Here is a 14,041-nt window from a genome sequence, read left to right as displayed (position 1 = left end):
AAAAACGTAAATACTATTTTTGTTGCAACAACCACTCTATCAACTCTCTATTGTCAACAATACTCCAAGAATGTGGATGTCGGTTATTATTCGGCTTCCGATACCCTTTATTCTGAGTTACAATAAGAGCAGCCCTGTCGTTACCCAACCTTTTCAATTCATTGACCATTGCGGAACAATCAATGATATTCAAACCAAAGACATCCGTTTCCCGTTCATCAAGCCACCATTGAATATCAGGTTCTATATATATCCTGATCGGCACATTCAACAGCCTTTTTATAGCAGCTTGCGTCGTGTCGGAAAGCGAATAAGGAGATATTTCGTGATAATTCTTCAATGCCGTCTGAGGCGTTCCACCCATGATTTGCTCGATCCTTGAAAGCAAATAAAGATATATGTTCTCTTGGTCAGAACCACCCTTTCCAAACAACACGACATCCCGTTTTGTAGAGTTATAAAACCGTTCAAAATCCAACGGGGAGTCGATAGCAAAAACAGCTTTGGGCTTTTTATCTGCCGTTTCCGCAAATTTTACCACCGTACTTCCTCCCATCGAAAAGCCACCAAGATAATATTCCGAATCCTGCAATTTATACCTATTCGTCACATCATCAACGATTCGATGAAATGCCTGCTGGCTCAAACGATCAAAGCCAAACGAAGAAACGCCATCTTGAAAAGTAGGTATAATGGTCAAAATCCCCTTTTTCGCCGTTTCAACAGGCAGTTTTGTTTGTAGCAAAACATCCTCTGCCGTTTCACCAAATCCCGGCACCAAAAACAAATATCCCACCCATGGTAGCGAGTCCGGATAAATAATCGTGTAGCAATTCCTTGTCGTATCATTCTTATCAAGAAATACTTTTTCTATCTTTTGAGCAGAAAGTTCCGCCATCATTAGAAAGGATAGAATAATCAACGAATATCTATACATATATAATCTTAGTTTACAGCTCATTATAAACATTCCATTTTCTCACGCAATTTCTAAGCCAACCTTTCAATAAACAAAAAGATTTCTTCCAGTTTACATGAAAACTATCATCAAAAGAAAAACCCTCTCAATCATCTGACCAAGAGGGTTATCTTTCGATTTTTTAGTACCCAGGGCGGGAATCGAACCCGCACGTCTTTAAGGGACACTGGATTTTGAGTCCAGCGCGTCTACCAATTCCGCCACCTGGGCGTGAACTCGGGTGCAAAAGTAGATCTTTTTTCTCAAACTCCAAACAAAATGACATTTTTTTTTACAAGAAAAAGCAGAAAATATTTACAACAACATTCTCTCATTTCCATAATACCAAGAAAATCAATTGCACACCCAAACAACTCTTCGGGTTATAATCTCATACAATCCTGCACACATCGTTGTCATCCTCATGTAACTCTATTGGCAAAGGGCTATGAAAGGGTAATGAAAGGGCCATAAAAGGGCGTGGCCGTATTATTACCCAACTATATCCCCGAATTAAGTTTGGAATTAGTTTAGGTTATCTCCCTGTTGACAAATCAGCTATTTTAATTACTTTTGCAAGAGATACAAAAAAACATGAAAACTATTATACGATTTGTTTTTACCCTATTATTATTTCTTCCACTTTGCCTTTCCGCACAACAAAAAGGTGTCGTGAAAGGACGGGTTTTTGATAGTAAAAACAATGAACCAATACCTTTTGCCAACGTGGTGATTTGGAAAACAAGCATAGGCACGGCAGCCGACGAAAACGGATACTTTCGTATAGAAAACGTGCCTTTGGGTTTCAACCGCCTGGAAGTAAGCAGCATCGGCTACACGACAAAATTATCGGAAGAATTCATGGTAAACACGGCCTCAGAACGCACGGTAAACGTCGACCTGGAAGAAAGCCAAGTTAACTTGGAACAAGTAATGGTCAAGGCCAATCCATTCCGCAAAGCAGTGGAAAGTCCTGTTTCTTTACAACGCATCGGGATCGCCGAGATAGAGAAAAACCCGGGTGGGAATCGAGATATATCGAAAGTATTACAATCCATGCCGGGAGTCCTTTCCTCTCCCGCTTTCAGAAATGACTTTATTGTTCGAGGTGGAGGCCCCAGCGAAAACCGCTTTTACTTGGATGACGTGGAATTGCCCAACTTGAACCACTTCGCCACACAAGGGGCATCGGGTGGTGTGGTTAGTATCGTGAACATCGATTTCGTGAAGGAGGTAAATTTCTACTCGAGTGCATTCCCTGCTTCCCGGGGAAACCTGATGAGTTCCCTGCTTGACTTCCGCCAAATAGCGGGGAACCCGGACAAAATAAAAGTACGTGGGACTTTAGGGGCAACGGATTTCGGGTTATCGCTGGACGGGCCTCTAGCACCTAAAACCACGTTCATCATGTCCGCCCGCAGGAGTTACCTGAAATTCCTGTTCGATATGATCGGTCTCCCTTTTCTGCCCGTGTATAATGATTTCCAGTTCAAGACGGAAACAAAGTTCAATCAGAAAAACGAATTAACCATACTGGGCATCGGGGCATACGATGTTAATCATCTCAATAAAGGGATGAAAGATCCCGATGATGACCAAAGATACATGCTCAACTACCTGCCGGAGAGCGTGCAATGGAGCTACACGATCGGAATTACCTACAAACATTACGGGGACCGTTGGAACCACCTTTTCGTACTCAGTCGCAGTACCCTACAAAACGAGATCGAGAAATACACCAACAACGACAAAAGCCAAGCGAAACTGGTGGACTACAATTCCGGCGAAACGGAGAATAGATTCCGATTCGAACACAATCATTTGTTACGACACGACATCAAGTTGAATGTCGGGGCCGGGATCGAATACGCTACTTACAAAAACAAGACAACAAGAGAATTATACACCCTCGGAGTGTTGAATCATGTACGCTACGACAAGAATTTTGATTTCTTCAAATGGTCTCTCTTCGGGCAAATCAGCAAAAATTTCTTTCTGGAACGTCTCGCAGTTTCGGTAGGAGTCCGGGTTGATGGGAACAGTTACACGCCGGGAATGAACAATCCTTTCAAACAGGTATCACCCCGATTGTCTCTCTCCTACTCGCTCTCCCCCGAATGGTTTATCAATGCAAATGCCGGACGCTATTATCAACTTCCCTCGTACACCACGATGGGATATGCCGACGAGCAAGGAAACCTAGTAAATAAACAAAACGGGTTGAAATATATCGGGACAAACCACTACGTGGTCGGTCTGGAATATCGCCCCGGTAGCCGGACAAAAATCACACTGGAAGGGTTCTACAAAACGTACGACCATTACCCGGTCTCCCTACTGGATAGCATCGTACTTGCCAACAAAGGTACCGATTACGTGGCGATAGGTGACGAACCCGTGAAATCTCTCGGCGAGGGACAAGCGTACGGGGTAGAACTGATGGTTCGCACGCAGGAATTTTTCGGGATCGTGGCATCGCTCGCTTACACGTATTACTATTCCGAGTTCAAGAAAATGGATCATGACCTGCACCCGATCTCGGAATATATTCCCAGCAGTTGGGACAACCGCCATATCCTTTCCCTCACGGCAACCCGCAAGTTAGGTCTCTGGGATATAGGTATGAAATGGCGAATCACGAACGGGGCTCCCTTCACTCCTTATGATGCAGAGACCAGTTCACTAATAGCAGCCTGGAATGCCAAGCGGCAACCTTATCTTGACTACTCCCGTTTCAATAGCGAACGGGCCTCCTCATTTCACCAGCTGGACATTCGGGTTGACCGGAGTTTTTATTTCAAAAAATGGTCATTAATCCTGTATGCCGATATACAGAATATCTATAACCACAAGACGCAAAGCCCCGATCTGCTCGTACCGCAGGAGAACCCGGACGGAAGTTACAAAATCGACCCCGAACACCCGGATCACTACCTGATGAGATACATCAAAAATGACACGGGAACATTATTACCGTCCGTGGGTATTATTATTGATTTTTAAACAGATAACCGATTAACACTGAAAATATGAAGAATATTATTTTTGACCTGGGAGGAGTTGTTGTTGAATGGAATGCCAAACGAGTAATTGAAACCTTTAGAGGGAATCCTATTCTCGTGAATTTTGTCAGAGAGAACCGTCTTTTCCTGAACGATTGGCGGGACTACGACCGGGGAGACGTCACTCGCCAAGAACTGATCAACAAAGTCGCCATCTTATCCGGTTGCCCTCCAGAAGACTGTAACGAATTCGTGGAACACGTGAAACATTCATTGGTCTCCATTCCCGAAACTGAAACTTTGATTAAAGAACTTTACGCACGGGGATTCAAACTTTATTGTCTTTCCAACATGTCTGTCGATTTCTACGATTACCTGAAAACACGGGAAGTTTTCAAGTACTTCGACGGGCAAATCATATCCGCCCTAGAACACATGGTGAAACCCGACCGGGAAATTTACGACTTGATTCTAAATCGCTATCATTTAAAACCCGAAGAGTGTCTGTTTATTGATGATTTGGAACCCAACGTGAAGGCCGCACAAACAGTAGGAATTAACACGGTACATTTCACCGACAGGCACAAGGGCTACGAGGAGATCCGAGAAAGACTAAAAGAGAATGTTCTGAATCCGAAATTATAAATACACGAAATCCGAGAATTACCGAGAACGAGTAGGAGTGCCAACATGATTATTGACATTCCTATCCTTTTTTCCGCAAGAAATGATAGAATCGCCAACACATCATTCCCCCAGTAAGCGTTAAGCCCACGGGGTAACCGACCCATATTCCCTCGATTCCCCAATCCAACACGAAACCACAGATATAAGAAACCGGCAACGCAATCACGAAATACCCGATAAAGGAGATCACCGCCATAGAGGTCACGTCTGCCACGCCACGCAAGGCATTAGCAAAAATGATCTGTAAACTGTCACCAAACTGGTAGAATACCAGAATAACCATCAACACGGCTACCAAGTTTACCACATCTTCTGACGAAGTATATAACCACCCGATATGCTCCCGCACCAACAGAAAGAACACGGAAACCGAGATTGCCAATAATCCCAGCAAATGGGTTCCTGCCAAAGTTGCCCGTCGGACTCCTGCAATATCTCCCCGCCCGAAGAAATTACTCACCCGGATAGAAACAGCCGACCCAACTCCATAATAGACCATAAACCCTAACGTGGAGATAGAGGCCACCACCTGATGGGCTGCCAAGGGAACCGTCCCCAACCAACCGATCATAACCCCACTGATACTGAATAATGCTGTCTCCATTCCCATTTGTAAACCGACCATCATCCCCATTCTATTCAGCACTTTCAAATCTCCCGTGTTATAAGTCGTTCGGTGATAGCCGACAAGGTAACGCCGATAAGATTGTTTCCGGAAAAAGAGAATAGCAAAAGCCACGAACATGAAAATTCGCGAGGCCAGAGTAGAAATCCCCGCTCCCGTCAATCCCAATGCCGGAAGTCCCCACACACCATAAATCAAGAGAGAATTCCCGATAATATTCAGCAGGTTAGCCGACAACATAATCCACATGGAAGTCTTTGTATCCGTGATGCCATCAGCAAATTGCTTGAAACTATTAAACATCATGACAAACACGAGAGAGGTCAACTGCAACAGAAAATAAGGCCGAATCAAGGGTAACAATTCTTCCGGTTGTCCCATCCTATGTACATTCAAGTACATAATTCCCATCGCCACAGAAAGGAATAACCCAATCATAAAATTTGCCAACAAGCTGTTACGTAACAACCCGCCAACCCTGAACTTATCACCTCGACCAAAGAATTGCCCGACCAAAGGTGTCAAGCCATAAGAAAATCCCATCCCAAACAGGATCGGAATATTAAACACGCTATTCACGAAAGAAGCGGCTGCCAAGTCGGACGTACTGAAATGTCCCACCATAATATTATCCACCAATCCAACAACCACAATCCCTAATTGTCCCAACACGATCGGCACCCCGATTTTGATCGTCGCCGAATAATCCTCTCTATATTTTTGCAGCCAATTCATTTCAACAAAATAAACCAGGTTGAAAGTTCATAAGGTTTATAAAGCCATATACTACCCCCTCCGCCCCCCCTACACAGGGGGAGAGCTGATTACCAAACGGCCTTACAAACTTTATCAACTCCTATAAATACCCTTTCGCCTTCAACGACTCCTGTACTTTCGTCGCAATCTTCATTCCCCATTGCTGTCCGACAGCCATACTTTCAGTAGCGATTGCCGGTTGTGCGGCAGCCATTTTTTTACCGACAGGAGATTCGTAAAATTTCGTAATTTCCTGTAAATCGGACAAAGTTAGACGCTTATGATAAATCGGGGCTAACATTTCAACCAAGTCATCCACCAATGTCTTCATCATCTCTTTTTCTGCCTCACTCCAAAATTCAGCAGGAACATTCGGGAGTTGTTGTTTCATCATGGCAAACATTTGCGGGATAACAAGCTTGAATGTCGCATCGCTTCCGGAAACCACGATCATTTTTTTCAATGCGGCAACGTATTCTTTAGAAGGTTGAGTTTGTGCTGTCTGAGCGACACTTACACCTCCTATACCCAAAACAAGAACAAGGATAAATAAAATTTTTCTCATAACATCATATTTTAATTTGTGTTACAAAGATACCTTTTTTACACAAAAGTGCGGACGAGACAAGAAAAAACAGAAATAATTTATACCTTGCAGCACAATAACGCAAAGAACTGAACTATGAGATATGTATTTTCACTTTTTGTAACTCTATTATTAGCTTGCGGATCCGTACTTGCAAACGGCCCGTTATTACAGAAATTACAACAAATCAAAGAAATATCCGGTATTCGGGAACTAAAAGTTCAACCTTACACGGAATACTACGAATTCTGGTACGAACAACCGATAGACCACAATAATCCCTCTAAAGGAACTTTCAAACAAAGGGTATTACTGGGACATCGGGATTTTAACGCTCCCATGGTAGCCATCCTCGAAGGGTACGGGATTTACTCCCCGGCAGAAAGCGAGTTGTCAAAACTATTCAAGACAAACCAGCTTACCATCGAACACCGCTTTTTCAACAACAGCAAACCCGAAGGAGAAACACCGTGGACAGACTTAACCTTGAAACAGGCTGCCACTGACCAGCACGAGATTATTCAAGCCTTACGACAAAAAATATATCCGAACACGAAATGGATCTCCACGGGAATCAGCAAAGGGGGACAGACAACCGTCTATCACCGTTATTTCTACCCGGAAGACGTGGAGATAAGCGTGCCTTACGTGGCTCCCATTAACCTGGAAAAAATTGATCCCCGGTTAGAAAAATTCCTTTCCAAACTGGGCGGAACCCCGGAAAACAGAAAATTACTCGAAGGTGGTGGAAAAGATATTAAATGGCAAATCTTCGATTTTCAAAAGAGATGTCTTGAAAATATGGATAAGCTTATGCCGCTCATGCAGGAATTAACGCAAGCAAAAGGCTATTCATTCAACAAGGTTGGCGGGATAGAACGGGCTTTCAAACTCACGATCCTAGAATTCCCATTTGCATTCTGGCAATGGGGAAACAACATCAATGATATGCCCCAACCGGAAGAAGACGATTATAACGAGATATTCAACTACTTGGTGAAAGTGTCTTCCCCGGATTTCTTTGACGACAAAGCCATTGAAAATTTACAAGCGTTCTATTATGCCGCTCTAACAGAAACAGGCATGTACGCTTATAATACCAAGCCGTTCAAAAAATTCTTCAAGGATGAACCGGAACCGATCATCACGTTCGACTTCGCCATGCCTAAGGGATATGAAAATGCCCCGTTCAACACACAACAATTGCAGGATATTAATCATTGGTTACAGACCAATGCAGAAAACATTCTTTTCATTTACGGGGGAAGTGATCCTTGGAGCGCCACAGCTGTCGATTTGAAGAAAAACGACAAATGCCGCAAGTACATCAAAGCCAACATGGACCACAAATGTCGCATTGCAAGTTTCGAAAACCTTACCCGTTCTGCCATTGTCAAAGTATTGAAATCATGGCTCACGGGCACGGAAGTCGAAGAAGAAATTGAAGAAGTTTTAATCTACTAACTGACGAATAATTGCGTCTGTCGCACCAAGTTGTTGATTGACGAACTTTAAAGCACTTTGCCCGGCCGCCTCAGCGATTGCCGGGCTATTTATTAATGAATCCATCAAGGAAGTAAATTGCTCCTTATCCGAGATTGAAAACGCCCCGCCGCAAGCGATCAAATCAACCGCCTCTTTAAACTTGTGATATTTCGGCCCGAACAGAACAGGAATCCCATAGATTGCAGCCTCAAGCGTGTTGTGAATCCCTTTCCCGAAACCACCCCCGACATAGGAGATAGAACCGTAACGATAGATTGAAGACAGCACCCCGATCGTATCAACCACGAGGACCTGACATTTCGTCACATCGGCCGTCTCATCTGTATAGCGAGCAACCGACTTGCGACACTTACCCAAAATATCTTTGATATGCCCCTCCCCTATCTCGTGAGGCACGATAATCCACTTGTAATTTCCTTCCTGCGCGTTGATATAATCCAGAATAATATCTTCGTCTCCGGGCCAAGTACTTCCACAAACCACGGCCCTCCTGTCATTACAGAAAGCCTCCACCTTTTCGATTCTTTTTGCCGCATCCGCAATCTGTTTTACCCGGTCAAAACGAGTATCTCCCGTCTGTTGCACGTGAGTAATACCAATCGTCGACAACAACTTTACGGATTCCTCATCCTGCACGAAAAGACGCGTAAAAAACCCGAGCATACGACGATGCAGATTCCCCCATTTCTTGAAGAACGGTTGCTCCGGACGGAAAATTGCAGAAATTAAATACGTCGGCACTTGATGTTTATGCAGTTCATTCAGATAATTATACCAGTACTCGTATTTCACGAACACGGCTGCATCCGGTTTCCATGTTTCCACGAAACGACGGGCATTTGAAGGAGTATCAATCGGTAAATAATAGATATAATCGGCTCCTTGATAATTCTTGCGAATCTCGTACCCGGAAGGAGAGAAAAAGGTCAATAATATTTTCGTATGAGGCTCTATCTCTTTCAATTTTTCAATCACCGGACGTCCTTGCTCGAATTCTCCCAGCGATGCGGCATGAACCCACACCAATCGTCCCTTTCCACGCTCAACAGCCTCCATCCGTTTCCATATTCCTTTTCGCCCTTTTACCCATAATGCCGCTTTCTCGTTAAAAAGAGAGGCCACGCCGATAGCACAACGATATGCAATAATTCCGAAATTATATAGCATAATTCTATGATTTAATGATTTTAGATTCAGTGATTATTCGAAATTCATAATCATGCACCTAAAATCACATAATCATAAATCACCTAATCACCTAATCATTTTTCGGCTTCAAAGGTATAAAATTTATCGCCCAATGGTATAACTTTTGTAAATAACGTTAAGCAGGGGAGAATGAACGAGTTATTACATTACATTTACTCTCCGAATAGAAGTACGTGTCAGTAAAACATTAAAATAGTCAAGTTATGAAGATCAAAAGTCTATTAACATGCATGATGGTAAGCCTTGTCACGATCCTGCCATTACAGGCTCAGGTCGGCAAGGAAATGAAAGCATTTCGCAACAAGGATGGTATAACCGTAACGATGTTAAACCCATCGCTTTACAGCCTTTACAAACAAGGTGACTTGTCCCTACCTGCGGAAGAGGCTTTGAAAGACATAAAAGAAATCAACGTGATGCAAGTTGACATCAAACGGGCTACCCCCAAGGTTGTGGAAGAAATTTCTCAACGCATCACCCCGATCGTGGAAAACGAGGCCAAATACACGCTCGTGCGCAGCCACCGGGGAGCTTACAGCCAAGAATACCTCTACGTGACACAACATGAAGAACGTATCACGTCTCTCGTTTTATGGAGCGAGGATGCAGAAACACTTTCTATCGTGGAACTCAAGGGTAACATCCAACTGGATAACGTGGATGAAATCGCCAATGCACTAAAAGTGAAAGGACTCGATCGTTTGGCTTACATCAACACGCCGACAGATCAGATTGCATCCGGTTCCGATTTTATCAAAAAACTGGAAGAACGCTTTGGTATAAAAAGAGATTCCATTTTCGGGAAAGATCCTTTTGGTTCATTCCGGGAAAGTTTCGGCAGCATGGACGATATGCTCAAAAAAGCGGAAGAAATGTTCCGTGACATGGGTCCCATGTTTAGCGGAGAATCGGATATGGAAGGGATGGGAGAATCCATTTCCAACGGCCTGGAAGTTATTCAGGAAAACGGGAAAACCCGTATAAAAGTAAACGCCAAAAACTCGGAAGTATCTTACGTGATCGACGGTATCGAATACGCGGCCGATTCCCTTAAAAACGGTATTCCCGACGAAATCGCCACCGTGAACATGATTACCTCCCCGACGAATGCCAAAAAATCATACGTGGTAATCAACACGAAACAGAAAAAAGGACAATTCATCAGTTATGCCAACGGTGTACTGAAATACAAGTACAACAAACAGGAATACACGTTGAATCCCGAAAAGTTGGAAGAACCGGCCTTGATTATCAACAACCGTCTGACAAGAAGTTTCAATATTGATCCGGTACAAATTATACAGATTCGCCCGGTATCCGAATTGGAACGACAATTATTAGGCGCCCCATCAGCCCAAGTCATTATCGTAACCGATAAAATGGGTTTCTTCTTCTAACATTTTTGTAATAAAAAACGTATAGCAGCAATACATGGGAAGGGGCTATCCAAAAAGTCCTGCTTGTATTTGCCAACTACCCCCACCAGCTCCCCCTTACACAGGGGGAGAGCTGATTACCAAGCGGTTTCTCCCCCTGTGTAAGGGGGAGTTAGTGGGGGTAGTTGTTTAAAATTGACTTTTGGGACAGCCTCTTCCTGCTATAAACTAACAATCAACGCATACGTTATGAAATTGGCTGCTATCACGAGAACGGGAAGTTATTTCCTAACATTATTTCTATTCACCCTTACCCCTTCGGCCGGGAATGCCGGGCAATACCAACCCGACCAACCGGAAAAGATCAAACCATATAAAAAGGTAAGTGAACATTCGAACCTGCAACAAACCTTACCCTCTAACGATGAATGGTGGCAACTGTTCAAAGATCCGATTCTCGACACGCTTATTAACAAAGCCGTCATCAAAAACTACGATGTACGGAATGCTATTCGCAAAATAGAGATGGCAAAAGCAAAACTGCGTGTGGATCGCAGTCCCTACTACCCGACTATCTATTTTTCTGCCAACTATGCCCCGGAAAAGAGCAGCCTTAGCGCAGATAAAAAAAATATTATCGAACGGAACGGAACCGCCACCGTCAACCTAAACTGGGAACTCGACGTGTTCGGACGAATCCGGAAAGAGAGTTCTTCTCAAAAAGAATTTTACCTTGCCGCACAAGAAGATTACCGGGGAGTGATGGTATCTCTTGCCGCACAATTATCCACGGCATACATCAACTTGCGGAGTGCCCAGAAACAACTGGAAGTAACCCGTGAAAACATCGAATCACAAAAGAAGGTTATGGAACTCACCGAATCAAGGCTTAAACTCGGATTAGCCTCCCAACTTGACGCGGCACAAGCCAAGAGCCTCTACCTGCAGACCAAAGCGTCATTACCGGGAATCGAATCGACCATTGCCCAGCAAATCAACCTAATCGGGGTTCTTATCGGAGAACATTCGGTTGCCATCCGGGACTCGTTATTGAAAATCCGTCCCATCCCGACCAATCCCCGGCAAGCCGCAAACGGTATTCCTGCCAACCTGATCCGCCAGCGTCCCGACGTACGTTCGGCAGAGAGAACGATTGACGGATTGGCCGAGGCCGTGGGGGCAAGCCGTGCCGACTGGTGGCCCAAGTTCCTCGTGACCGGATTCTTCGGCTACTCGTCCGAAAACTTCGAACAGTTTACGAATAAAGAAAACATGATCTGGCAAATCGCACCCTCTATTAAATGGACGATCTTCAGCGGTAGAAACTTGGTGGAATCCAAGAAATCTGCCCAATTACAACTTGACGAAGAGATCAACTCGTACAATCAAACATTACTGACCGCCTTGCAAGAGGTGGATAATGCTCTGGTAACTTACAACAAATCACTCCTGCAAATATCCGCCTTGAACGACGCATTCCAACAGTCACAATTAACGTTAGATCTCGCAATAGAACAATACAAAAACGGATTGGCCAGTTACCAGACCGTGTTAAGTTCCCAAATCAGTCTTTTGAACTACGAGAATTCCCTTGTGGAAGCCAGAACTGCCTCCCTTCGCTACCTGATAGAACTTTATCAAGCCCTAGGAGGGGGATGGCCTGTCGGAGATTTCTAATTTTAAATTTTAAATTTTAAATTTTAGATTCCAGCCGCACCAGCTACCACGCACCTTATGAACCTTACAAACCTTACAAACCTTACGAACTTTATAAACTAACCATATGAAAGCACTTTCCATCATTTTCGTCGTTTTCCTGTTTCTTTTGGCCGGATGTGGCAAATCGAAGAAACAACAGGAAACAGCTCCAACACCCTCGGTTGCCGTTGATCATCCGCAGTTGCGCACGGTGGTCTATACGTTTGAGTACCCGGGGTATCTACAAGCGGAACAAACGGTAAATCTCGTGGCACGGGTTTCGGGCTACTTGGAATCCTATCAATTTACTCCCGGACAACGGGTTCGCGAAGGGCAAACTCTTTTCGTGATTGAGCCGCAACCTTATAAAGATAAAGTGACACAAGCCGAGGCAAACGTGGAAAGTAGTAAATCGAAACTCGCCTACACAAAAGCATCCTACGAACGGATGCAGGAGGCCGTGAAGACCAAAGCGATCAGTGAGATAGACTACCTTCAAGCCCAATCCGACTACGGAGAAGCCCTTGCTGCTTACGAAGGGGCCCGGAGCCAGTTAAGCCTGGCCAATATAGACCTTTCATACTGTATCGTGAAAGCACCTTTTACCGGACGAATCTCCCGGAACATGGTCGATCCGGGCAATATGGTCGGAACAGATGCCAGTAATTCGGCTCTAGCCACCATATACAAGGATAATCAAATGTATCTCTATTTCAACATGGCTTACCCGGACTTTGCCCGGTTGCCCAAGAATACCCCATCTGCCCTTCCGGTTACCATACAAGACGTGAATAATCCGGAAAAGACTTGGATCGCCGCTCTGGATTACAGTTCCCCAAACATTGACCTCAACACGGGAACCCTCAACCTGCGAGCCATTGCCCGCAACCCGAACGGAGAACTTCTTAGCGGAATGTACGTGAAAGTCATTGTCCCCTACAAAAGTGTCCCGAAAGCGATTGTCATTCCGGAAGCGTCCCTCGGAACCAATCAAGGCGGACGCTATGTTTATCTCGTGGGACCGGATGACACGATCGTCTTCCGTCAAGTGGAAGTCGGAGTACTCACTCCCGATGGGATGCGGGAAATCACCAGCGGTCTCACCCTAGAAGACCGCTACGTAACCAAAGCCCTCATCAACGTACGCCCGGGAATGAAAATCAAACCAACTTTATGATTTAATGATTTACGATTTTAGATTTTAGATTCCAGCCACACAAAAACAACGCTTTGAGAATTACAAAATCTAAAACTAAAAATCATTCATCTAAAAGCAACCAACTCGCGTTGTTGAAATTTAAAATCTGATATCTAAAATTTAAAATCAACAAGATGTTATCTCGCTTTTTCATCAATCGACCGATATTTGCCACCGTTCTATCTATATTAATTGTAGTTGCAGGTGTGATCACGTTGAGATCATTACCCGTGGAACAATATCCCACGATAACCCCGCCCACGGTAGTCGTGGAGGCTCAATATCCGGGAGCAAATGCCACAACCATCGCACAGATGGTAGCCACCCCGATCGAGCAACAAGTTAACGGGGTCGAAGGAATGCTTTATATGTCATCCACTTCTTCCAGTGCTGGGGTCTATCGGCTTACCGTAACCTTCGAGGTCGGTACCGACCTGGAC

At 44.4% G+C, this 14,041-nt stretch carries 11 protein-coding genes and 1 tRNA gene; 7 read left to right on the top strand and 5 right to left on the bottom strand.

Annotation, left to right across the window (positions count from 1 at the left end; all coding sequences use genetic code 11):
* Positions 1-13: 13 nt before the first annotated feature.
* Complete coding sequence (locus tag AB5542_RS08135) at positions 14-937, bottom strand: hypothetical protein (RefSeq protein ID WP_279037027.1); 924 nt, start codon at positions 935-937, stop codon at positions 14-16.
* A 167-nt stretch (positions 938-1,104) separates the two neighbouring features.
* Positions 1,105-1,189 (bottom strand) — tRNA-Leu (locus tag AB5542_RS08130).
* A 363-nt stretch (positions 1,190-1,552) separates the two neighbouring features.
* Between AB5542_RS08130 and AB5542_RS08125 the strand changes: the two genes are divergently transcribed.
* Positions 1,553-3,961: a TonB-dependent receptor gene (locus AB5542_RS08125; RefSeq protein ID WP_279037026.1), complete on the top strand. Its 2,409-nt coding sequence runs from the start codon at positions 1,553-1,555 to the stop codon at positions 3,959-3,961.
* Positions 3,962-3,987: 26 nt separating this feature from the next.
* Positions 3,988-4,605 (top strand): HAD family hydrolase, encoded by a 618-nt coding sequence (locus AB5542_RS08120; RefSeq protein ID WP_279037024.1) that lies wholly within the window; start codon positions 3,988-3,990, stop codon positions 4,603-4,605.
* 61 nt (positions 4,606-4,666) lie between these two features.
* Here AB5542_RS08120 and AB5542_RS08115 read toward each other — a convergent pair whose 3' ends face one another.
* Both AB5542_RS08115 and AB5542_RS08110 read right to left on the bottom strand, forming a co-directional pair.
* The gene (locus AB5542_RS08115; RefSeq protein ID WP_087421437.1) at positions 4,667-6,007 is read right to left on the bottom strand and encodes an MATE family efflux transporter; all 1,341 of its coding nucleotides are present in this window, start codon (positions 6,005-6,007) and stop codon (positions 4,667-4,669) included.
* 121 nt (positions 6,008-6,128) lie between these two features.
* Positions 6,129-6,593, bottom strand: coding sequence for a DUF2059 domain-containing protein (locus AB5542_RS08110; RefSeq protein WP_087421436.1), 465 nt, complete (start codon positions 6,591-6,593; stop codon positions 6,129-6,131).
* 117 nt (positions 6,594-6,710) lie between these two features.
* Between AB5542_RS08110 and AB5542_RS08105 the strand changes: the two genes are divergently transcribed.
* Positions 6,711-8,078, top strand: a complete 1,368-nt coding sequence (locus AB5542_RS08105; RefSeq protein ID WP_270543948.1) for a S28 family serine protease — start codon at positions 6,711-6,713, stop codon at positions 8,076-8,078.
* Here the strand turns inward: AB5542_RS08105 and AB5542_RS08100 are convergent.
* Entirely contained in the window at positions 8,067-9,287 is a 1,221-nt protein-coding gene (locus AB5542_RS08100; protein ID WP_270595303.1) for a 3-deoxy-D-manno-octulosonic acid transferase, read from the bottom strand. The two genes, AB5542_RS08105 and AB5542_RS08100, sit on opposite strands and share 12 nt — an antisense overlap.
* 245 nt (positions 9,288-9,532) lie before the next feature.
* Here AB5542_RS08100 and AB5542_RS08095 point away from each other — a divergent pair, with 245 nt between their 5' ends.
* From AB5542_RS08095 to AB5542_RS08080, 4 genes are all read left to right on the top strand, one after another.
* Positions 9,533-10,726, top strand: a complete 1,194-nt coding sequence (locus tag AB5542_RS08095) for a DUF4252 domain-containing protein (protein ID WP_279037021.1) — start codon at positions 9,533-9,535, stop codon at positions 10,724-10,726.
* A gap of 228 nt (positions 10,727-10,954) precedes the next feature.
* Positions 10,955-12,382 carry an efflux transporter outer membrane subunit gene (locus tag AB5542_RS08090; protein WP_279037019.1) on the top strand — a complete coding sequence of 476 codons (1,428 nt, stop codon included), beginning with the start codon at positions 10,955-10,957 and terminating at the stop codon, positions 12,380-12,382.
* Between the two features lie 106 nt (positions 12,383-12,488).
* The gene (locus AB5542_RS08085) at positions 12,489-13,580 is read left to right on the top strand and encodes an efflux RND transporter periplasmic adaptor subunit (protein ID WP_340278654.1); all 1,092 of its coding nucleotides are present in this window, start codon (positions 12,489-12,491) and stop codon (positions 13,578-13,580) included.
* 155 nt (positions 13,581-13,735) lie between these two features.
* Positions 13,736-14,041, top strand: a 306-nt coding sequence (locus AB5542_RS08080; RefSeq protein ID WP_368243027.1) for an efflux RND transporter permease subunit, incomplete at its 3' end; no start/stop codon positions are given.

It is taken from the genome of Butyricimonas sp. RTP31003st1_G1_RTP31003_210430, from assembly GCF_040920905.1.
GTDB classification, from domain to species: Bacteria; Bacteroidota; Bacteroidia; order Bacteroidales; family Marinifilaceae; genus Butyricimonas; species Butyricimonas paravirosa.
The sequence above is the reverse complement of the archived record's forward strand: the minus strand, read 5'-3'. Positions and strand labels throughout refer to the sequence as shown.

Coding starts and splice junctions, on each gene's coding strand:
- AB5542_RS08110 (WP_087421436.1), bottom strand. CDS start 6,593: ATGAGAAAAATTTTATTTATCCTTGTTCTTGTTTTGGGTATAGGAGGT.
- AB5542_RS08105 (WP_270543948.1), top strand. CDS start 6,711: ATGAGATATGTATTTTCACTTTTTGTAACTCTATTATTAGCTTGCGGA.
- AB5542_RS08125 (WP_279037026.1), top strand. CDS start 1,553: ATGAAAACTATTATACGATTTGTTTTTACCCTATTATTATTTCTTCCA.
- AB5542_RS08085 (WP_340278654.1), top strand. CDS start 12,489: ATGAAAGCACTTTCCATCATTTTCGTCGTTTTCCTGTTTCTTTTGGCC.
- AB5542_RS08115 (WP_087421437.1), bottom strand. CDS start 6,007: ATGAATTGGCTGCAAAAATATAGAGAGGATTATTCGGCGACGATCAAA.
- AB5542_RS08135 (WP_279037027.1), bottom strand. CDS start 937: ATGTATAGATATTCGTTGATTATTCTATCCTTTCTAATGATGGCGGAA.
- AB5542_RS08100 (WP_270595303.1), bottom strand. CDS start 9,287: ATGCTATATAATTTCGGAATTATTGCATATCGTTGTGCTATCGGCGTG.
- AB5542_RS08095 (WP_279037021.1), top strand. CDS start 9,533: ATGAAGATCAAAAGTCTATTAACATGCATGATGGTAAGCCTTGTCACG.
- AB5542_RS08090 (WP_279037019.1), top strand. CDS start 10,955: ATGAAATTGGCTGCTATCACGAGAACGGGAAGTTATTTCCTAACATTA.
- AB5542_RS08120 (WP_279037024.1), top strand. CDS start 3,988: ATGAAGAATATTATTTTTGACCTGGGAGGAGTTGTTGTTGAATGGAAT.